Source organism: Dictyobacter vulcani (genome assembly GCF_008974265.1).
Lineage (GTDB): Bacteria > Chloroflexota > Ktedonobacteria > Ktedonobacterales > Ktedonobacteraceae > Dictyobacter > Dictyobacter vulcani.
In genome coordinates, this window is record NZ_BKZW01000001.1 from 2,505,569 (window position 1) to 2,526,113 (window position 20,545).

Annotated in this window: 16 protein-coding genes, 1 tRNA gene and 1 pseudogene; 9 read left to right on the forward strand and 9 right to left on the reverse strand. The window is 49.4% G+C overall.

What is annotated here, in order from left to right; all coding sequences use genetic code 11:
- Nucleotides 1-207 precede the first annotated feature (207 nt).
- The 5 genes from KDW_RS10485 to KDW_RS10505 form a co-directional block, all read right to left on the reverse strand.
- Nucleotides 208-1,314: an ATP-binding protein gene (locus tag KDW_RS10485; RefSeq protein ID WP_151755900.1), complete on the reverse strand. Its 1,107-nt coding sequence runs from the start codon at nucleotides 1,312-1,314 to the stop codon at nucleotides 208-210.
- 123 nt (nucleotides 1,315-1,437) lie between these two features.
- Nucleotides 1,438-1,509 (reverse strand) — tRNA-Asn (locus KDW_RS10490).
- A gap of 76 nt (nucleotides 1,510-1,585) precedes the next feature.
- Entirely contained in the window at nucleotides 1,586-3,526 is a 1,941-nt protein-coding gene (mgtE, locus tag KDW_RS10495; RefSeq protein ID WP_162005123.1) for a magnesium transporter, read from the reverse strand.
- Between the two features lie 624 nt (nucleotides 3,527-4,150).
- Entirely contained in the window at nucleotides 4,151-4,846 is a 696-nt protein-coding gene (locus KDW_RS10500; RefSeq protein ID WP_233097669.1) for a dTMP kinase, read from the reverse strand.
- Between the two features lie 35 nt (nucleotides 4,847-4,881).
- Nucleotides 4,882-5,637: a dTMP kinase gene (locus tag KDW_RS10505; protein ID WP_151755903.1), complete on the reverse strand. Its 756-nt coding sequence runs from the start codon at nucleotides 5,635-5,637 to the stop codon at nucleotides 4,882-4,884.
- Nucleotides 5,638-5,890: 253 nt separating this feature from the next.
- Between KDW_RS10505 and KDW_RS10510 the strand changes: the two genes are divergently transcribed.
- From KDW_RS10510 to KDW_RS10525, 5 genes and pseudogenes are all read left to right on the forward strand, one after another.
- On the forward strand, nucleotides 5,891-6,268 hold the full coding sequence (locus KDW_RS10510) for a hypothetical protein (protein ID WP_151755904.1): 378 nt from the start codon (nucleotides 5,891-5,893) through the stop codon (nucleotides 6,266-6,268).
- Nucleotides 6,269-6,529: 261 nt separating this feature from the next.
- On the forward strand, nucleotides 6,530-7,195 hold the full coding sequence (locus KDW_RS10515; protein ID WP_151755905.1) for an alpha/beta hydrolase: 666 nt from the start codon (nucleotides 6,530-6,532) through the stop codon (nucleotides 7,193-7,195).
- A 24-nt stretch (nucleotides 7,196-7,219) separates the two neighbouring features.
- Nucleotides 7,220-8,376 (forward strand): annotated as a pseudogene (locus KDW_RS33760) (prolyl oligopeptidase family protein); the annotation flags it as partial.
- A gap of 141 nt (nucleotides 8,377-8,517) precedes the next feature.
- A complete protein-coding gene (locus KDW_RS33765; RefSeq protein ID WP_233097782.1) occupies nucleotides 8,518-9,264 on the forward strand; it encodes a prolyl oligopeptidase family serine peptidase in 747 nt (248 codons plus the stop codon).
- A 153-nt stretch (nucleotides 9,265-9,417) separates the two neighbouring features.
- The gene (locus KDW_RS10525; protein WP_151755906.1) at nucleotides 9,418-10,074 is read left to right on the forward strand and encodes a tryptophan-rich sensory protein; all 657 of its coding nucleotides are present in this window, start codon (nucleotides 9,418-9,420) and stop codon (nucleotides 10,072-10,074) included.
- Between the two features lie 113 nt (nucleotides 10,075-10,187).
- On the opposite strand, the gene KDW_RS10530 is transcribed toward KDW_RS10525, so the two are convergent.
- Nucleotides 10,188-11,558, reverse strand: a complete 1,371-nt coding sequence (locus KDW_RS10530; RefSeq protein WP_151755907.1) for a cytochrome P450 — start codon at nucleotides 11,556-11,558, stop codon at nucleotides 10,188-10,190.
- A gap of 395 nt (nucleotides 11,559-11,953) precedes the next feature.
- Between KDW_RS10530 and KDW_RS10535 the strand changes: the two genes are divergently transcribed.
- Complete coding sequence (locus KDW_RS10535) at nucleotides 11,954-12,442, forward strand: PRC-barrel domain-containing protein (protein WP_151755908.1); 489 nt, start codon at nucleotides 11,954-11,956, stop codon at nucleotides 12,440-12,442.
- 68 nt (nucleotides 12,443-12,510) lie between these two features.
- Here the strand turns inward: KDW_RS10535 and KDW_RS10540 are convergent, their stop codons facing one another.
- The 3 genes from KDW_RS10540 to KDW_RS10550 all read right to left on the reverse strand — a co-directional run bounded on the left by KDW_RS10540 (nucleotide 12,511) and on the right by KDW_RS10550 (nucleotide 16,760).
- Nucleotides 12,511-14,724 (reverse strand): serine/threonine-protein kinase, encoded by a 2,214-nt coding sequence (locus KDW_RS10540; protein ID WP_151755909.1) that lies wholly within the window; start codon nucleotides 14,722-14,724, stop codon nucleotides 12,511-12,513.
- A gap of 424 nt (nucleotides 14,725-15,148) precedes the next feature.
- A complete protein-coding gene (gene rsmA, locus KDW_RS10545) occupies nucleotides 15,149-16,063 on the reverse strand; it encodes a 16S rRNA (adenine(1518)-N(6)/adenine(1519)-N(6))-dimethyltransferase RsmA (protein WP_151755910.1) in 915 nt (304 codons plus the stop codon).
- Between the two features lie 103 nt (nucleotides 16,064-16,166).
- Nucleotides 16,167-16,760, reverse strand: a complete 594-nt coding sequence (locus tag KDW_RS10550; RefSeq protein WP_151755911.1) for a hypothetical protein — start codon at nucleotides 16,758-16,760, stop codon at nucleotides 16,167-16,169.
- Between the two features lie 626 nt (nucleotides 16,761-17,386).
- Here KDW_RS10550 and KDW_RS10555 point away from each other — a divergent pair.
- Genes KDW_RS10555 through KDW_RS34890 form a run of 3 tightly spaced genes read left to right on the forward strand, consistent with a single transcriptional unit; the run spans nucleotide 17,387 to nucleotide 20,392 of the window.
- Entirely contained in the window at nucleotides 17,387-17,722 is a 336-nt protein-coding gene (locus KDW_RS10555; RefSeq protein WP_151755912.1) for a hypothetical protein, read from the forward strand.
- Complete coding sequence (locus KDW_RS34885; RefSeq protein WP_151755913.1) at nucleotides 17,682-19,559, forward strand: transglycosylase domain-containing protein; 1,878 nt, start codon at nucleotides 17,682-17,684, stop codon at nucleotides 19,557-19,559. The genes KDW_RS10555 and KDW_RS34885 overlap by 41 nt, the downstream gene beginning before the upstream one ends.
- On the forward strand, nucleotides 19,556-20,392 hold the full coding sequence (locus KDW_RS34890) for a penicillin-binding transpeptidase domain-containing protein (RefSeq protein ID WP_151755914.1): 837 nt from the start codon (nucleotides 19,556-19,558) through the stop codon (nucleotides 20,390-20,392). Before KDW_RS34885 ends, KDW_RS34890 begins: the two co-directional genes overlap by 4 nt.
- Nucleotides 20,393-20,545: the final 153 nt, after the last annotated feature.

The window sequence follows — 20,545 nt, forward strand, 5'->3', positions numbered from 1 at the left end:
CGTGTATCTTACCTGTTTTCACTGCCGACTGGATTACTTTCTGGCCATGTTACCATATAGTTCAGGCGGCCTGCAATAAAATCCCGTAAAGATTGTCTTAAATTTTTATTAAGCTACCGCTCTCTATACATAGATTGTAATAATTGCATGTTATATTTTGGCGGCATGCGATTGAATAACAATCGTATGGGATATTTCTGAGGTGGCTTAATCCTGTTGCTCACCACGGATTGCGACGGGCAGGGTAAAGGCAAAGGTGCTCCCTTCCCCAACGGTGCTTTGAGCGCTGATGCGCCCACCGTGGGTCTCGACCACATGGCGGGCGATGGCTAAGCCTAAGCCGGTACCGCCGCCACCTGGACCAATGAAACCGGCTTTGGTGCGGGCGCGATCTGTTTTATAGAAGCGCTCAAATATACGTGAGAGTTCTTCTGCTTTAATGCCTACTCCGGTATCTTTGACGAAGAAGCGTTGGGCTCGATGATCCTGCTGCAGGGTGGTTCCAATGACGATCTGTCCGCCAGATGGCGTGAATTTGATGGCGTTATGTGCCAGGTTCACCAGTACTCTGGTGATCTGTTTACTATCGGCGGCGACCAGGGTGTCGCCCTGGTTGATGTCGGTGATTAACTGGACGCGATGGCGTTGCGCGAGTGGTAGCATGCGCGCCATGACCTCACGTACCAGGCGTTCAGCTCCAATGGGTTCAATGGTCATCAGGGTCTGGCCGGACTCGATGCGGGAGAGTTCCAGCAGTTCTGCAACAAGCTCGCTAAGATACTGAACTTCATTTTCAATTTTTTCGATGAACTCCTGGGCTTTGTCCGGATTGGTATCGATGGTATCTTCTAAGGTTTCTGCCAGGAGTCGTACTGAGGTCAAAGGTGTGCGCAACTCATGTGAAATATTGGCGATAAAGTCGCGTTGGATCCGTTCGATATGGCGGGCTTCAGTCATATCTTCAATAACGACCGCGAAATACTGGATTTCTGTGGCGGTGCCCTCGATCTGGTGGGTGAGTGGGGAGACGGTGACTTTCCAGGCGATATCTGAATTGCCCTGCTCATACTGGCCTTTTTGCAGGCTATTGGTGCGAATGCTGTCCTGGACCAGCTGCATAATGGCTGGATTGCGAATCAGTTGCTCCAGACGCAGGTTGGGGGCCCATTGGGTTGGAGCATATAACTGTAAACTGCGTTGATTACAATGCAGGATGACACCCGTGCGGTCGATAACAAAGGTTGGCAAGGGGGTGGCTTCCATCAAGCTTTTAAATAGCTCTTTAAAGTCGATCGGGTTGACGTCTGAACTCACCGTGTATCATCCTCCTGGTGGTCTGGTCCGGCTGCTATGCGTGTGATTGATGCTATAGAGATGCGAGCAAACCTGCTCTCCTCTTTACACGAAAAAAGGCCACCGTTTGGTGGCCTTTAGTAGCTCCCCGAATAGGACTCGAACCTATAACCGATCGGTTAACAGCCGATTGCTCTACCATTGAGCTATCGAGGAAGGTCGTTCACTTGGAACACTGTTAATATATAACATCCGTTGCGTTTCGTCAAGAGTTTTCTTGATGAAATTTGGTTTATCTAAAAAATTCGTTGATAAGTGCCAGACTAGTTGCCAGAAAGACACTTACGCTAACAAGGGCGATAATTGGATTGAGCAATGGACCCGCGATCAGGCTACCGCGCAGGCGTAGGCGCTGTAGGATATTGGGTAATCCCAGACCACAGATGGCGGCGATTAGCAAGGTTAATCCAAAGCTCAGACCGACTGCGAGACTGAAGAGGAGCGAATGGTAGAGCAACCATGAGAGTCCGACAACCAGGATGCTAATCCAGATGCCGCCAATCGTTCCGTGTAACAGTTCGCGCCAGAGATTGCGTAAGAAATCCTGGCCTCGCTTGGTGCGCAGTTCCCAACCCGCGATACCCAATGCCTGCGAGCCAGAAGCTCCGGCGGTGAGTAGCAGCATGGGCAGCAAACAAATCAGACCACCAAGGGCAACACGGACATTCACTCCCGGAAGCGTTCCGTTGATCAGCGTCAGTGCACTGGCCGTCGCCAGTACAGGTTGAAAAGCACTGGAAACGATGATGGCAATCACAAAGCCTACAAGCACATTGACACTTAGCCACGAAGAACGGCTCAGCGCGCTCCTGCGCCAGGAAGCTTCGTCGGCTTCCAATTCTTCTACATCCGTTCCGGTGATTTCAGAAACATCTTCGGCCTGTTCTTCGTGAATAACGTCGATGACGTCATCAACCGTGACCATGCCCTTCAAATGGTTCTCAGCATCCACGACTGGCACACCAAGCAGGTCATATTTGGCGATAACCCGTGCCACCTCTTCCTGGTCGGTATCGGTCTTGACCCTGATGATGTCATGATCCATTAAATCACGCATCCTGGTATTTGGCTCGGCTGTCACAATCTGGCGCAAGGAGACAACACCAATCAGGTGCTGCTCTTCATCCACGATATAGAGATAGTAGACCATATCGAGATGAGTGGAATGCTGACGTAAGTAGATCAGTACCTCTTCAACCGTGGCTTCCTGCGGTTGGGCTAATACTTCGGTGGTCATGATACCACCGGCTGTCTCAGCTCCGTAGCGCAGCAAATCACGGATTGGCTGTGACTCATTGGCTGGCATCAGGTTCAGCAAACGTTCCGCTTCCAGAATTGGAATATCGGCCAGAATATCGGCGGCATCGTCTGGTGCCAGGCGCTCCAGCAGATCCGAGGCACGCTCGGGTCCCAGCTCGCTCAAGAGCTCGGACTGCAATGGATGTTCGATTTCATTGAGAGTGTCGGCAGCAGTCTCATCGTCTAACCGTTCAAAGACAGCACCGGCATCTTCGAGGTCCAGTTGTTCCAGAATATCGGCGATATCAGCTGGATGCAGCTCAGAAAGTTTATTATGGCTGACATTTAACTGAACCTGTGGTACCACGCCGACTGCTCCCACACTGGTAGCTCCCGCTCCGACTGCAGCCAGCTGGCTGGTATTTGAGCTCACCATCTGGATGGGCTCGACATAATTCCAGGTGACCGTTCTTTCGGTTAACTGGAGTGGGGTGACGCGACCAATCATGTCCATGGCCCGCTGCCAACCCAGGCGGCGCAAGATACCGCTTAAACCAATATCAACACCCACCAGCCGGGCGGTTCTTTTGATTTGTGCCAGCTTTAAATCATTAACTTTGACCACGCGGAATCCCTGCGTGTCAACAATCTGTTTATCCAGAATATCACGTTTGAGCAGTATTTCTTCGATATGTGGTTCATAGTTTTGCAGTTGCGACTGGGCGACGGCCAGTTGTAGAGGTGCCTCTTCAATGCTTTGCACCTGGGACCAGGGAATAATCATTTTATCGTTTCCTGTAGCTGGACTCACAACCAGAGCCGTTACAACTGGAAACGTTTCGTTTAAGGCTACACAGATGTCGCGTACTGAACCGACACGGCGATGATCAATATCATAAATGCTTTTGTGGAGTAATGCGCTTAAAAAAATCATGGGTATCACCACCTTCTTGCAAGTAAACAGGGTTGGTCGCATAATGAGCCTGTGCCATACGCACACGCTTATGCGGGCATAATCCATCCATTCCATGTATTTACGTTACATGGCATACAGGCAACTACGAAATGCACGGTGATACAACAATCTGAACTGCAGTGATGCATTTCGACTCATGCTCTGTAAAATGCTGGGGAACGCTGTGAGACAGCGTAAAGGACTTACTGGCAAAAAATGGAGTGTTCTTACTCGACATCATTCACATCTATGGGGGCGATGCGTGCTCATCGAGTAAGGGGGGCGGTGCTTTACCCTTGAGGATTAAAAACGAAGGGAGCCGGTCACTTTACTCAATGAGGAGAAGAACATTCCTGAAAGCAGGCATGCACATATCATCTTCCTGGCATACCTACTATGACTAGGGCCAGCGTCCATGTCCCTCACCTCCTTTGCCCGGACAGATGTCACACTCTCACCTGATGATAGCCAGATTGCTACCTTGCTTAAGGCATGTGGAGCACAATGCACCTGTGGGTTTAACAAAATTTTTTTTCCTTTGCCAGTATAACACCTTGAGAGGACTTTCGGCAAGGGTTAGCACATACGTTTTGTCTATAAGTCCTATCCATGGGGGAGGAGAGGAAAGATTTTTTGTTTGAGTTGTACGACAATATCCTCCACTGGTTGTGAGGCATCAATCACCTGGAAATGGTATTCCAGGGCCATTTTGTCGTATTCGGCTAGCATCAGCATCTGGTAGCGTACAAAGCTCTCAAAAAGATCATTGCCCAGACGCATATCCATGCCGGATTCCCAGTAGTCAAAGCCGTGACCCTGCAGTACTCGTGGAACCAGATCTTCTAGTTCGACGCGCAGGTAGAAGGTGGCGTCTGGCTTGAGTGCCAGCCCATAGATTGAACGCAGCCAGCGGGCATCGGCTCCACGGACCAATGCCCGGGCCATCAACGAATAGATATAGCGATCCGTCAGGACCACGAAGCCTGCGCGCAGGGCGGGTAAGATCTGGTTTTCGAAGCGGTCGATAAAATCGGCGGCGTAAAATAAGTTTAAGGTAATTGGTCCCAGGGTGTTGCCTTCTTTGGCCTCTTTCAATCCACTGCCAGCCAGTTCGGAGCGTGTCATCTCGCTATCCACCACAGCATAACCACTGCTCTCCAACCATGGACGCAGCAGTTGCATCTGGGTGCTGCGTCCTACTCCATCGGTTCCTTCGAGAACGATCAAACGGCCGGGTAGAATCTCTTCTTTCGCTTGCAGACCAATGGCATCTATTCCATAAAAATCTAGTGCAGTCATGGTTTCCTCATCCTCTGCTGGTGGTTTTATGGTAATCATCTCAGGCCCTGATTTTTCGCTCCATGCGATATCTCCAGACTATGGGCGATATTCTCAAGTACTTTTTCAGGTAAAGGAGGACGCAGGCGACGCACCCCGGCTAGATGGGGTTGGACGAGTCTGCGCATCAGGCGTTGTTGCTCTGGTATGGGAAGGGTTGCATCCATAATTGTCAGATCGAATTCGTTGACCATCGCCTCATACTCATCCACAATACGCTGTTGAAACAACGTAAAACTTTGACGCGGATCACTGCTTAATCCCAGGTCCATGCCCGCTTCGTAATACTTTAATTCCGTGCGACCAGTCAGGATCCGGTTCAGGGAGACATCCAGGGGGACGCGGAAATAGAATGCGCGGGTTGGTTGGACGGCGAACTGATACAGTTCGCGTACCCATTGCCGATCCACATTACGGGCGACATCGCGCGCAAACGCCGTATAGATATACCGGTCGGCCAGCACAATAGCCCCGGCTTTGAGGGGTGGAATAATATCGTGTTCGGTGCGATCCGCGAAATCGGTGGCATGAATCAAGCTAAAAGTCGTGGGGGTCAGTAACTGCTTCCTTTTGCCCCGGCTAGTTGTTTTTTTGACGAGTGGAGAGGAGTTCCATTCACTGAAAAAAACAGTGTAGCCTTCGCTGATCAGCCAGTGGCGTAGTAATGCAATCTGCGTACTTTTTCCTGAGCCATCGACTCCTTCTACCACAAAGAGCCTGCCAGGATAATGATGCAGTCCATATGTCTCCATGACTTCATTCCTTTAACTACTTGACAAAGGAAAGGTGCGTATAATCGTATGTATTAAAGTGAGGTGGTTATTTTGTCTTATTTCGTAATATTCCCTACCTGATAATGTATCGACCTGTTTGCTAAAAACTTGAAAAAAATTGCCGGTTCAGGTGTGGTGGCATGGAGGTTTTTGAGTGCATGCTATAGTATGGATGCAAGGTCGAGAGATACTATGATGGAATATCGCTGGTCGTTTGTTGGGAGGCGTCTTTATGAATGAAATTAGTGTCCCTGTTCTGGCTGGGATTATTTTTGCGGCCATTTGTGCCGTGTTGTTGATTGCAGTTGGAGTGATGAATATACGCTCTGGCCGCAAGGCTTTGGAACGGTCCCGTAGCGAGGGTCAGGTTGTCGCATGGCATAAACAGGTTTTGATGTTATTTGGACTCAACAATATTGTTTTTGCCTGTCTGTTGGTTTTGCTTACTTTACTGATCATGATTGCCAATCCAGGTGTGAAATATGCCATTATTGCCTTGATTGCCTTATTGTTTCTGGCGAGTATTGTACTGGTGGCCAGTTGTGTCTCCTCGGCGCTGCAAACCTCGCGAAATCTGGTATCGAGGCCAGGAGAGAAGAGTCAGGAATAGTTGTCATACAAAAATAAGTGTATACCGCAAATAGAAGATATCCGAGAAGAACATGCACGTTGCGTTGAATAGTACATATGTGCTAGTAGTCTGTCAGACATCAATTGATGGGAAAGCGGGGATGCAAGCGAGCATGCCGGGGGCATGATCAAGCGGCGAGCCCCTTGACTGGGGCTCAGGGGCTGTGCCCGGCATCTCCCCCCTCCCGCCCGCGTAGCGGGCGCACAACTCTACAAACACAATTCAAGAATAGGAAATAACATGGGAATTAATCAAGTATTGCATGTGAATGTACCTACTCCGACAGGACATCTAGAGGGAATTCTCAAACCCGAGGCGGAAGGGGTTGTGCCAGGTTTTGTAAGTGTGATTTGCCATCCTCATCCACTTGGTGGTGGTACGATGCATAATAAAGTTGTGTTTAAGGTGGCGCAGGCGTTGCAGACGGTAGATATACCAGCATTGCGCTTCAATTTTCGTGGCGTAGGTCATAGCTCCGGTACCTATGATGAGGGACGCGGTGAGATGGATGATGTGCGCTATGCATTAGATTTTATGAGTCGCCGCTATCCCGGCGTGCCAGCCATTATTGCAGGCTTTTCATTTGGATCCTATGTGGGTTTACGTGTTGCCTGCGCAGATGACCGGGTGCACGCTATGATTGGATTGGGCGTGCCGGTGCGTATGTTTAATAGCGGTGAGACGTTGCGAGAGTGTCATAAGCCCAAGCTTTTTATCCATGGCACCGCCGATGAATTAGCTTCCTATGAGCAGGCCACAGAATGGTTTGAGCATGTTTCCGCCCCCAAGCGTTTGATTACGTTGCAGGGTGCGGACCACTTTTTCAAAGCGCACTTGCCCGAAGTACAGACGCTGGTGGCAGATTTTGCACGCTCTTTAGCCCTGCCACATTCTATTGAATCTTGATCGTACAGGTACAAAGGAGTTTTTATGGTCGAGTTACCAGTTACACGTCGTGACACCACGGTCGAAAACTATCATGGCACACAGGTTGCCGATCCATATCGCTGGTTAGAGGATGAGAAGTCAGCAGAGACTCAGTCCTGGGTGGAGGCGCAGCATGCGCTGGCCCGTGCTCATTTAGATCAACTTCCTATGCTGGGAAGCATCAAGGAACGCTATACCGAACTCTACAACTATCCGAAGTTTTCGGCCCCCATAAATATGGAGACCGCTATTATTTCTCCAAAAATTCCGGGCTGCAAAATCAGGCAGTGGTGTATAAACAAACCAGTCTGGACGGTGAGGCGCGCATGGTGCTGGACCCCAATACGCTGAGTCCGGATGGCACTATCTCGCTCACCAATCAGGCTTTTAGCCATGATGGGACTTTCCTGGCTTATGGCACTTCCCAGAGTGGTAGTGACTGGCAAGAGATTCATATTCGTCAGGTGGATACAGGTAAGGAATATCCAGAGGTGCTTCATTGGTGTAAGTTTAGTGGTATTGCCTGGCACCATGATAATACTGGTTTTTTCTATAATCGCTTGCCTGAGCCGGGTACTGTGGCTGAAGAGGATCAAAGCAAGTTCAGTAGGGTTTACTGGCATCTGCTGAATACTCCGCAGTCAGAGGACGAACTGATCTTTGAACGACCGGAGGCAAAAGAACTCAGTTTTACACCTCATATCTCAGAAGATGGTCAATACCTGTTTTTAATTGTCTGGAATGGGACCGATCCCCGTAATCGCCTTTACTATCGCGAGGTTGAGAGTACAGATCCCTTTATACGCTTATTAGACGAGGCTGACGCCAGTTATGATCTTATTGGTAATGATGGACCCGTCTTTTATCTCCAGACCAACCTGAACGCTCCCAAATGCCGTATCATCGCTATCGATAGTAGACAGCCGCAACGAGAAAACTGGCATGAGCTGATTGCTGAGCAAGATGATGTTATTGCCTTTGCGCAGATTGTGCATCAGCAGTTCGTGATTACGTATATGCATGATGCTCATCATCAGATCAAACTCTATGACAAAGAAGGTAGTCTGTTACAGGAACTGGCTCTGCCAACGCTTGGCTCGGTGATTGACCTCTCGGGTAAGCCAGATGGTGATGAGCTATTTATTACCTTTACCTCCTATCTCTATCCTTCAACCGTGTTCCGCTATGACTTTGTCAGCAATACCTTGCAACCATTGCGGCCCTCCCAGGCTAAATTTGATCCCAGTGATTATGAGACCACGCAGGTCTTTTATCCCTCAAAAGATGGCACCCGTGTCCCGATGTTCTTGACCCATAAAAAGGGTCTGGTACTGGACGGCAATAATCCTGTGCTCATCTATGGCTATGGTGGTTTTGATATCAGTCTGACTCCGAGCTTTGGGATTACGCCTTTATTGTGGGTTGAGCACGGAGGCATCTATGCCGTGGCTAATCTGCGTGGCGGCAATGAATATGGTGAGGAGTGGCATGAAGCGGGCATGTTGGAGAAGAAGCAGAATGTCTTCGATGATTTTATGGCGGCTGCCGAATGGCTGATCGAGCAGAAATACACGCAGTCTTCACTTGTCTCCATTATGGGTGGCAGTAATGGTGGATTACTGGTGGCAGCCTGCCTTGTTCAGCGCCCAGATCTGTATGGTGCTGTGATCTGTCGCGTGCCGGTGATTGATATGCTGCGCTACCATCGCTTCACCGTTGGACGCTACTGGGTAGGTGAGTATGGGGATGCCGAGCATAATGCGGAACACTTTGCTTTTATGTATGCGTACTCGCCGCTGCATAATGTGCGCCCGGATATCCAGTATCCACCAACCCTGATCATGACCGCCGATACCGATGACCGTGTAGTGCCGGCCCATGCGCGCAAATTCGCCGCGACGCTCCAGACGGCCCAGGCTGGCGACGCACCGGTTCTCTTGCGTGTCGAAATGAAGGCCGGCCATGGAATGGGTAAACCCACCGCCAAGGTCATCGAAGAAGAATCCGATATCCTGGCCTTCTTATTCAAAACCTTCAACATGCAATAACTTCATCCAGGAGTACCGGCCGCCGTCAAGGCTGCCGGTACGACGGTTTTTTGGGCACATAAAAAATGTTACATATTGACATTACTTGAGTCTGTTGAATCGTATTGGAAGAGTGTTGATGAATATTAGCTATGAAATGAAGAGGAGCTATCGATGTCAGTGAAAATCAAGCCGGGCAAAGAGATTGGAGCGAGGATCGCTGCCATGACTGGCAAAAATCCTCAATGGCGCTGGTATCATGGACTATCTTTCTATCTGATTATCCAGGTTCTGACGTTTTCAACTTCGGCTCTGGTCAGCATTGCCTCTGGCAATAAAGGTAATAACTTTCAGGAGACCGTTTTTGGTGATACTTCTTACTTTAAAAAGTTAAAGCAAGTCAAGATTACGCCGCCATCCTGGTTTTTTGCGCCTGCCTGGACGGTTAATAATATCTCGGTGATTTATGGTACCTTGCGGGTATTAAATATGCCTGAAGATACGCGTGGACGCAACGCATTTCTGGCTTTACAGGCGGCGACCTGGCTGGATTATGTAGCTTTCAATGCGGCTTACTTTAGTTTGCGCTCGCCGATCAATGCCTTTGTACTAACCGTACTTTTTTTGTTGCTGACCATTGCCAGCGGCTTTGTCGCGATCTTCCGCTTGAAAGATACGAAAGTTGCTTTGTCATTGGGTACGCTTTTCATCTGGCTGATTGTGGCTACCACGGCGGCGACCACCCAGATGTTATGGAACAAAGATGAACTTTATGCGGTTGGTCCTTTTGCCGAGCCGAATCCCAGCTTGCTCAAAAAGAACGTGAATTAATTGGTTGGCGTCTTGTTTGTCCTGTCGTAGGTTCGTGGCTTGCCCACGATTGCCTCGCTTTACTTTATCGCAGGCGAACCAATCGGAGTCAAGCTCCGAACCTACGCGTTATCTTATCTATGGTGAAGCTTCATGAGAATACCGTGGCGAGGACTCAATGTCATGAGCGGGTTGGGTTCGACGGGATGGCCTGGTACGAGTTCCATGTGGTAGCGTTGGGCAATGCTGGCCAGGACCAGTTGGGCTTCTAGCATGGCGAAGTTGTTACCGATACAGATGCGGGGTCCATGGCTGAAGGGGATATAGGCGTGGCGTGGACGTCTGGCAACCTGTTCGGCGCTGAAGTGTTCGGGATAAAATTTCTCGGGCTGTTCCCAGAAGTCGGGATGGCGATGCATGGCGTAGGTGCTCCAGGCGACATAGGTGTTGGCTGGCAATGGATACTTTCCGATCGTATCTTCTCCGAGAGATTTGCGCATGATGATCCAGACTGGTGGATAGAGCCGCATGGCTTCTTCAAATACCATCCGTGTATAGGGAAGTTGTGGGAGATCTTCCATGGTGGGTGTGCGTCCGGCCAGCACCTGATCCAGTTCGTTGTGCAGGCGTTGCTCGACCTCTGGGTGTTGTGAGAGCAGATACCAGGACCAGGCTAAGGCGTTGGCGACTGTTTCGTGTCCTGCGATTAACAGGGTCATTACTTCATCGCGTAGCTGCTGATCGCTCATCCCTTCCCCTGTCTCTTCATCTCTGGCTTCGATCAACATTGATAGCAGATCTTCTTCCTGGCTCTGACGACTACGGCGTTGCTGCACGATCTCATAGACGACTTTATCCAGGGTACGTACATTCTTCTGGAAGCCACGGTTCCGGCGGGTTGGGACACTCAGGGGTGGGAAGGGTCGATTAAAATATTCGAGCAAAAATGCATTTGCCTGCGAGAATGCGTTGCCAAAAGTATTGGTTTTACTGGTGATATCGAGGCTGAATAGTGAATGTCCTACAATATTTAATGTCAGGTGCATCATCTCTTCCGCGACATCAACTGACTTTTGCTCTCTGGCCAGATATTTCCAGGATTGCAATTGCTGCTGGGTGGCGGTGGTGATTATCTGGCCTAAAGTAGCGGTACGCTGGCGATGAAAGGCCGGTTGCATCAAGCGCCGCTGGCGTAGCCAGCTTTCACCACCATAATTTGTGACCAGTCCGTTGCCCAGAATCGGTCGAAATAGATTAAAAATCGGTACATTCTTGTCATAATTCCGATAGTTTTCCTGGAGTACGTGTTTGATATAGTCTGGATGATTGATAATTACTACGGGCCAGAAAAAGAGTTTAATTTGTACGATATCGCCATATTCCTGTGTCAATGTGGAGAGGAATTCCAGTGGATTGTGTTGCAATTCTCGCAGACGGCTCATTGAGCGTAGCTCAGGAATACTCGTGCTGACGGTATCAATTTTTATCCTGGTGGTATCTGACAATGTCGCTTGTCTCCTTAGTTGTTGGCATGTTATTAAATAAAAAGCAATCGTGAACGCCGCTTACTTGTGGTTATCAATGTTGGTCACACAATTGAATGGCCAGATTTTTTTCTTTCTATAGTGGAAACGACGAAAGAGTACATGCAGGACGCAATAAAGGAAGACAACTGGGTATTGTCGCACGTTATCCAACGTGGCAAACCGGACCTTTTGTGCTATCAGGAAAAGTGATACTATTGAGATAAATGTACATGTGAGAGCCTGGCAGGCGATATCGCTCACGCAACTGAACGACGTGTGTTATGGAATTCTGGCTATCTGGCGTATAATGGGGCCAGGAATTATTTCGCACCAGAAATAGATACTTATAAGATCTCATTTTCGAGGAGCTTTGTATGGATCATAATCAGGCCATCCGTAAATGGTCAGAGCTGTATAAACTAGATGTGGTTGTTCCCTCCGAGGGTAAGTCGGTGGGTAAGGTTGAAGACTTCTTTTTTCAAGAAGGCTCGAACGGCATTTATGCTTTGTGTGTACGTACGCGTTTGCATGGTGATCTGTCTTTGCCGGTCACTGGCATTATCGCCATTGAGAAGGATCGCGTGACGATTCGCAGTGCGCAAATGTTGGCCAGAGCTATTCCTCCCCTGGGACGTGGTCAGCAGTTACTTTCCCGGAAGGTTGTTGGCACCAAAGATAAAGAGTTAGGCACAATTAAAGATGTGCTGCTGTCCATTGATCCGCCGATAACTATGCGCCTGGTGGGCTTTGAGATGCTGCATGGTTCATCTTCCCATAACTTTAACTCTGAGATCGTGTCGCACTATAACGACGAGGACAACAGCATTCATATCTATGACCAGTCTGCAAAAAGCTTGCGTTAAGTGACGCAAGCTGCCATTGGTCCTTTCCGCGACCAATGATGTTTTTTGCAGTGACTGCATGTCGTTATCTATGCATCGCCACGCAGGCGCGCAACCTCTGTCTCAGCAGTGCGTGCCTCGCGTCGTCGGTGCAATTTTTTTAGCGCCTCAGCTTTGCGCAACCAGTTATCAGGATCAGCTGGTACCAGCCGAATCGCTTCATCGGCTGCCTGCAGGGCCTCCTCATAGCGTTCGAGCTGTTTAAGGGTCAGAGATTTGTTGTGTTGTGCTGTCGCCATGCGTGGATTGAGCCGTAGCGCTCGCTCATACGCATCCAGTGCCAGCGGATAATTTCCCAGGTGATAGTAGGCATTGCCTTTACCATTCCAGGCCTGTGGTGCATTCGGATGGATGACAAGTGCCCGATTATAGGCATCCAATGCCTGCTCATAGCGTCCAAGCTGACAGAGTGCGCTGGCTTTGCCATTCCAGGCAGGTGCATAGTGTTGATCTAGCTGTAGCGCTTTATCATATGATTCCAGAGCTTTATGAAAATTCCCCATGTCCGCCAGCACGATGGCTCGTCTCTCCAACGCTTTCACAAAATGTGGATCGCTGGCGAGTGCCTGGTCATAATGATCCAGCGCGCCTCGTAACTTGTGTTGTGCGTAGAGAATATCGCCGATGCCGCACTTGGTGGGAGCGTAACGCGCATCACGTTCCAATACTTCACGATAGGCCTGCATTGCTTCGGAATAGCGGCCCATTTCGCTGAGCACAAGACCTTTACCGTTCCAGTAAACAATTGAATTGCGGTCCAGGCTGAGTGCTCTCTCAAAGGCGCGCAATGCTTCTGGATAGTTCCTTATCTGACGTAAAACGAGACCTTTATTCCCCCAGGCTTGCGCCATTTGTGGATCATAGTGCAGGGCGACATCAAAGGCTGTTAAAGCTGCTTCAGGCTGGCTCAGGGCACTGAGAACTGCGCCCTTTCCGTTCCAGGCAATGACATTATCTTTTTCCCGGAGAATGGCCTGATCAAAGGCATCCAGCGCCTCCTGATTGCGATGCAGCATGTTCAACGCGGTCCCTTTGCCATTGAGGGAGGTAACCAGGTGCGGCTCAATCTTCAAGGCTTGCTCAAATGAGGCCAGGGCTTCACGATGTTGTCCATTCAGCGCCTGAGTGAGTCCACGACCCTGCCAGGCGAGCGCGTTGCGATCATCTACTTTTAGCGCGCGATCATATTGGACCAGTGCTTCATTCAGTCTGCGTTGCGTATAGAGCCGATATGCCTCTTTTAGATATTGATTATTCGCCGGGGCTGGCGTGGCAGGCGGCGTGACCATATGCGGAAGTGTCTGGGATAGCGTGCCACTGATACGCTGTTGATCGATCCTGCGCAGGATACTGGCGACCTCGTGCGCGCTGGCTGGCCGCTTATCCGCTGTCATCTCAAGCATCTGCTGAAGCAACGCTTCAAGTTCTAGCGGTACATCTGGATTGAGCTGATTGGCCGGTCGGAAAAAGAAAGGTTGTTCGCTGGGATCAACGCCCGTCAGGAGACAGTGCAGGAGTGCTCCCAGACTATAAATGTCTGAGCGAGGTGTACTCTGCGCCTTGCCATATTGCTCGGGCGCGGCATAACCAGGTGAGCCCAGAGCGACTGTATCATGGGATTGGCCTGGCTTGAAGACGCGTGCGATACCAAAGTCAATTAAATAAATATGCTTCGTATCGCTCATCATGACATTTGAAGGCTTGAGATCGCGGAAAATGATGGGTGGCTGATGATTATGCAGATAACTCAGCACATCGCATAACTGCTCACCCCAACCCAATACCTGCTCCAGTGGCAAAGGACTGCCACCGCGTTTCTCCAGATATTCCTCGATCGTCTGGCCCTCAATAAAATCCATGACCAGATAGGAGCGCTCTTCTTCCGTAAAGTGATCATAGATACGCGGAAGATTAGGATGAAGCAGATCGGCGAGCAGGTGCGACTCGCGCTCAAAGGCTGCTTCCGACTCTGCAATGGCGGTCGTAGACAGGCCGGCCCGGCTCATTTCTTTAATCGCAATGGGACGATTATTAAAGCGCGTATCTGTGGCTTTATAGACCGCTCCCATGCCGCCCTGGCCGATCCGTGTCTCTAACTGATAACGGCCATTGAGCAACGTCTGCTCCGGTAATGATCCTGTTGTATGCCTGAAAGGGAGCGGCGCGGCACAGTTTTGACAAAAGCGTGCCGTAGACGTATTAGCCGCTCCGCATGTATCACAGAACTGGTCCTGCATTTCCATAAAAATTCTATTATCCTATGCGAAATTTTTGTTGCTGTTTACATTACGATGTGCATCGACACACTTCATTTAATCAGTTATTCGTATCATAGCACGCGTTTCAAGCATATGAGCTCAGCTCGTACATTGTCAAACTTCGTTTGATGAGTTGTGCGCCCGCTACGCGGGCGGAATGGGGGGGGAGAGATGCCGGGGGCACAGCCCCCGATCCCCCAGTCAAGGGGCTCGCCGCTTGATCATGCCCCCGGCATGCTCGCTAGCATCCCCGCTTTCCCATCAATTGATGTTTGGCAGACTACTACCCGCGAGAGCCCCACTAAAAGATGTTATTGTGTGCTGGTGAGGAATGCGCGGTGCGCATTCCTCACCAGCACACAATAAAAATCTTCTTGAGCACTTTAGTGCTCGAGTATGTCTCAGCTTGCTAAGCCTCAGACACACCCCTCTGCTTCGCCTGATCAATAACGCGCCACAGGCGGATCCACTCTTCAATGCTCAGAGTTTCTGCACGTCGGCTACTCTCGATACCAGCCTCATTCAGCCAGCCACGCACAATCTCATTTTTATAATGTAGCCCATGAGTAAGGGAATTATGTACCTGTTTACGCTTCTCCGAAAAACCCGCCTGCACAACCTTGAAGAAGCGATCGCGCTCATCATGGGTCAGTGGAGCCTCCCCATGGACATCAATGCGCAGGATGGCTGAATCCACTTTGGGTGCTGGATAAAAAGCACGCGCAGGCACGCGACTGATGATTTTCGGCTGACCATAAAATTGTACGCTTACGGCCAGTAAGCTCATATCACCTGGCTCTGCCACGATACGCTGCGCCACCTCCCACTGTACCATTACGACCAGGATCTTCGGTGGGTTGGCGTTTTCTAGAAAATGGCGAAAGGTCGGGGCAGTAATATAATATGGCAGATTGGCTACCAGTTTATAAGGTACTTGCCCGAATACTTCAGCTGGATCTAGAAAGAGCAGGTTGCGAGCGATCAACTCGACATTAGGATATTGGCGCGTGGTGTCCGCTAATAGCTTGAGCATATCGCGCTCGATCTCTACAGCCACAACTCGTCGAGCTTGCTGCGCCAATTCGCGCGTGAGTACTCCGGTGCCGGCACCTACCTCTAAAATTTCATCTTCGGCCGTAATCTCGGCGGCCTGCACAATCTGTTGTAAGATTGCACGATCGATGAGAAAGTTTTGCCCAAATGCTTTGTTGGGCCTCATACCATGTGATGTGAGCACATTGCGTAATGCTCGCACATCTGTGAGGTCAACCATATCTATTACATGCAAAGGATTGGGCATATCTGGCGTGTTATCTTCCGTCAATGTTTGGCTCTCTTGTTCTACTTGTTCTATGCTAGTATTGCTAACTCTAACAAACCACTTGCCGACTGTCAAACCTTGCTGATAAGCTATCAATTCCAGTTATTTACCACCAGCGACTACGCCGCCAATATTTTTTGAAGTATAGTTGATAGATGATCAGCGCACTGACTATGAGTAGTAGTGCCATGATTCCTGATACTATCAGAGCCGCAAACAGGATCAGTAAGAGTTTGATCAATACTGGTAGCGCACAGAGAATTCCTATCCCAAGCAAGAGTATCACCCACAACCGGGATGGACCTGTGCGCTGTGATTGTCGTTGTGTGTTCGACATTTGCCAGCGCTGGCGTTGGCGTTGGCGTTGGCGTTGGTAAAAGCGATACCCTTGTTGCAAGATATCGCCGATGCGTCTGGTCGTGGTAAATATGTCTGCTTGTCTGCGGCCAGGTTGCTGACGCTGGCGTGTCGCATCAGACCGTGCTTGTGAAGCACCTATGGCTTCTTGTTCGTTATATCTGGGAATTTCCTGTGCTTGATAACTATAAGGAGGAATTTTCGCCTCAAAGTCAGCGGGATGGTCGCGCTTTGGCATATCGCTTGTTCTGTACTGGCTGTAAGATGGGCCATATATTTCTTCGTTGTTCTGGTCTGCTTCGCGTTGCCGCCGGGACTCTGGCATAAATTCCTGTTGACTCATGATATTTCCACCTCATGGGTATAGAAAAACCCTACACTCATCTTACGATTGCTAGCAATAAGAGTTGCAGAGCAGGGACGCTTGTGGCATGCCATTCAATCGTGTGAGCGAAGTCGCCTGACAGGGTATCATATTTCTGCAATACTGATCAGCTTGCTATAGTTGCGTGGTGGCGACTACACTGGCCGCGAGAGAGCGGCGTTCACGATTGCTTTTCAATAGCACTCGCATTATTTTGAGCGCCGCAGGTATGGAGATCAGACACATCCTGGGATTGTTAGTGGATAACTGGTATAGCAGTATATAAGTAGTTATTTTCACCCTGAAGGTAATAGATTGCAACGAACTCAGTCAACTATGCGTTATAATGAAAAAATGCTTTTGTCTTATACTGCAAATTAACGTTTGTCTTCCTACTCCTCTGGTGTTAGATGCAGGCATTGTGTGCCTTTTTGATAGAATATACTCACCAGAAAGGGGGAGATAAGCGTTAAAGTTGGAAGACTATGGTATTATTGAAAAAAAAGTATTATACGGGAATGTTTGCGTTTAATGACAGGTCAAGGTTGGGAGTGAATGGTGAGATGTGAGATAGATAAAGCTAGATTTCTTGGGAAGGAAGTAGCATGCCTATAAATGGTTCGCATGATGAAGATAAACAAAAATCTCATGCGGAAAAACAGAGCGAAATAAGTAATAACGCTTCTATAAATGATAATCTTAATGAGCAGAATGAAGCAGGCGAGCAACGGATCGTGGAGGATGCTAAACCTGTTGAGCACCCGAAACGAGTCATTCCCAAACGTCCATCTGCCCGGACTGAGCCATCTTCCTCACTACAGAAGGAAATTCCTGATCCACAAGTTCCGTTGATAAAGGAAAATGCTGCAGAGGAAGCGGCAGTAACACCTGCTCAAGAGATTGAGTCTGCTCCTCCACTACACCCAGCAGGATATCTCTGAGGAATCAACACAGCTTATCTTCAAGGACGATATCTATGATGCTGTGTCCGCGACTCCTGATGACATTCAGGAGCCAGAGGCGACAGCTAGAGATCTGCCTGCCCCGTCTGACATAGCTGAAGAACCGACCATGATGTCGGCTGCGGATAAGGGCACCGAGTCAGATTCGGCTGTTAGTAAAAATGCCGAACAAGAAGAAAGTCCTGCTCAGGAGCATGATCCAGCTTTATCTGAAGCTGCGACGGATTTTTCGCTGCCAGCTGTGCGTAGTGGAGTGGCCAAAGCACAGGAGCAGTCTGCTGATAAGCTGGAACATAACTATTTATCTGAACCCAAAAAATCACAACAGGTTGCAAACCACAAGCGTTCGGCCGCCTCGCTCGCTGGAGTGGCCGTGGCAGAGCGCCCCTTTTACCGGCGCTCACATGAAACCTTGATCCAGCGACGCAAGCGTGTCAACCGAGTCCTGATGCAAAAGCGGCGCCATGGCCGGCTCTATAATACGTTGCTGCCGCGCTTAATCGCTGTCGCTCTTGTGTTGCTCACGTTAATGGTGATCCTCTCCTCGGGCGCAGGTGGTGTTGCCTATGCGTATTATCAGGCCCAGTTGCCTTTGCTGGATGGGATTGCTCAACACTCGCTGGCCCAGACTACGAATATTTATGATCGCAATGGCAAACTTCTCTACCAATTATATGATCACAGTAATTCCGGTGGTCGCCGTACCTATGTGAATTTTTCTGATATTCCAAATGAACTGGTGAATGCGACTATTGCTGCTGAAGACCATTCCTTCTGGCAAAATAGTGGCGTCGACTATAACGGTATTTTGCGTGCGTTAGTCACCAATTTCCAGCATGGTAGTGTGCAGGAAGGTGGTAGTACTGTCACACAGCAGTTGATTAAGAATCAATTCTTTTTAAATCAGGACCGGGGCCTCCCGGTTAAAGGAGAAGAAGCCATCCTGGCGACTGGCCTGACGCAGCGATATTCCAAAGCGGAAATCATGGAAATGTATCTTAATACCGTTTTCTATGGTGATTCCAACTACGGGGTTGAAGCCGCTTCCCAGGACTTCTTTAATCTGAAGCCGATTTGTAAAACTGGTACTTGTAAACCTGCTGTCACTCAGCTCACTCTAGGTCAGGCGTCGCTCCTGGCGGGTCTGCCACAGAGTCCGACCGGTTATATGCCATTCCTCAATAAGAGTGCGGCATTAGATCGTCAGCAGCATGTCTTGAAGAACATGGTTTCTTTAAAGATGATTACCACGCAGCAGATGGTGCAGGCGGAAAAAGAGACTCGCAACTATAAGTTTAAGCGCCCTGCTTATGTGAAAAACGCGCCACACTTTGTCGATTATGTGATCGATAATGTGTTGATACCGCTCTTTGGTGCCTATAATCTGCGCAATGGTGGCTATTCTATCTATACAACCATTGACCTGGACCTTGAGCGTCAGGTGGAGAAGATTGTCTATAACCGTATCAATAGCAATCAATCAGATATTTATGGCTATAGCAACTTGAGCGCTACCCATAATCTCCACAATGCGGCTGTCGTGGTGACTGATCCCAAAACAGGCGAAATCCTGGCTATGAATGGTAGCGCTAATTATAATGACCAGACCAATGATCCCCGTATGGCTGGTCAAGATAATGCAGCCGTTGCCCTGCGTCAGCCTGGTTCATCCTTTAAGCCGATTGTGTATGCGACCGCTTTTGAGATGGGTTGGTATCCAGCCATGAATGTGCCGGATCACTCCACGTATTATCCGAATGGCGAGGAGCCCTATAATCCCCCAACTATGATCATAAGTTTCACGGGGATAACATGACGGTTCGGCGTGGTGTGTCTAACTCTTATAATATCCCTGCTGTGGATGCCATTGAATTCGCGGGTGTCCAGAATGTAATGAAGATGGCTGGTCGTATGGGCCTGCCAAATGTAGCGAAAACACCTCCAGGCAGTCAGGTTCCTGCTATGGCTCTGGGTACACGTGAAGAATCCCTGTTGGATATGACCACTGCGTATGCTACGTTTGCCAATAAGGGTGTACGTATGCCGCAGACCACCGTATTGCAGATCAATAATAATCAGGGCAAGCCAGTCTATAAATTTGATGCCCTGCATCCAAAGGGTGACCGTGTCATCGGCGAAGACGTGGCTTTTCTGATCAGTAGCGTAATTTCGGATAATGTGGCACGCCGTGAAGAATTTGCCTCACCCAATCCATTGGAGTTAGATGGTCGTCCGGTCGCGGCAAAAACTGGTACTACCGATGGTTTTAAAGACAACTGGACCATGGGATATACGCCGCATCTGGCTGTGGGTGTCTGGGCTGGTAACAGCGATAATACGCCGATGCAAGATGTGATTGGTATCACTGGTGCTGGTCCAATCTGGCAGGACGTCTTTCAATATGCCAATGACAAGTATCACTTTGGCCAGGATGGTTTCGTCCCACCTCCCAATGTACACCAGGCTACTGTTTCGGCCTATACAGGTCTCTTGCCGCACCTGGGTGAACAGACGGTAACGGACTGGTTTATTGATGGTACTGTGCCAACCGTGCAGGGTATTTATGTACCCCCGGCACCACCTAAACCAACAAAGCCAGGCAAGCCTGGTCCGGTGCCGAGTCCTACTCCAGGTACTCCTGGTAACTAAATTTCATTCGTGTATAGTCTCTGTTTAGATCCCCTGGATAGTTGTCCTTGAGCAAGGTATTGTTATAGGATGACTATCCAGGGGGTTCTTGGTTTATCTGATAGCTACCATGGGCAGATTTTGCTGCAGCATCTCACTCAAAAGAGTCGGGAA

Bases quoted from the DNA above. Each gene is read 5' to 3' on its own strand.
- mgtE (WP_162005123.1), bottom strand. From the start codon at position 3,526: ATGATTTTTTTAAGCGCATTACTCCACAAAAGCATTTATGATATTGAT.
- KDW_RS33765 (WP_233097782.1), top strand. From the start codon at position 8,518: ATGTTCTTGACCCATAAAAAGGGTCTGGTACTGGACGGCAATAATCCT.
- KDW_RS10525 (WP_151755906.1), top strand. From the start codon at position 9,418: ATGTCAGTGAAAATCAAGCCGGGCAAAGAGATTGGAGCGAGGATCGCT.
- KDW_RS10510 (WP_151755904.1), top strand. From the start codon at position 5,891: ATGAATGAAATTAGTGTCCCTGTTCTGGCTGGGATTATTTTTGCGGCC.
- KDW_RS10550 (WP_151755911.1), bottom strand. From the start codon at position 16,760: ATGAGTCAACAGGAATTTATGCCAGAGTCCCGGCGGCAACGCGAAGCA.
- KDW_RS10515 (WP_151755905.1), top strand. From the start codon at position 6,530: ATGGGAATTAATCAAGTATTGCATGTGAATGTACCTACTCCGACAGGA.
- KDW_RS10500 (WP_233097669.1), bottom strand. From the start codon at position 4,846: ATGACTGCACTAGATTTTTATGGAATAGATGCCATTGGTCTGCAAGCG.
- KDW_RS34890 (WP_151755914.1), top strand. From the start codon at position 19,556: ATGACGGTTCGGCGTGGTGTGTCTAACTCTTATAATATCCCTGCTGTG.
- KDW_RS10505 (WP_151755903.1), bottom strand. From the start codon at position 5,637: ATGGAGACATATGGACTGCATCATTATCCTGGCAGGCTCTTTGTGGTA.
- KDW_RS10535 (WP_151755908.1), top strand. From the start codon at position 11,954: ATGGATCATAATCAGGCCATCCGTAAATGGTCAGAGCTGTATAAACTA.
- KDW_RS10540 (WP_151755909.1), bottom strand. From the start codon at position 14,724: ATGGAAATGCAGGACCAGTTCTGTGATACATGCGGAGCGGCTAATACG.
- KDW_RS10555 (WP_151755912.1), top strand. From the start codon at position 17,387: ATGCCTATAAATGGTTCGCATGATGAAGATAAACAAAAATCTCATGCG.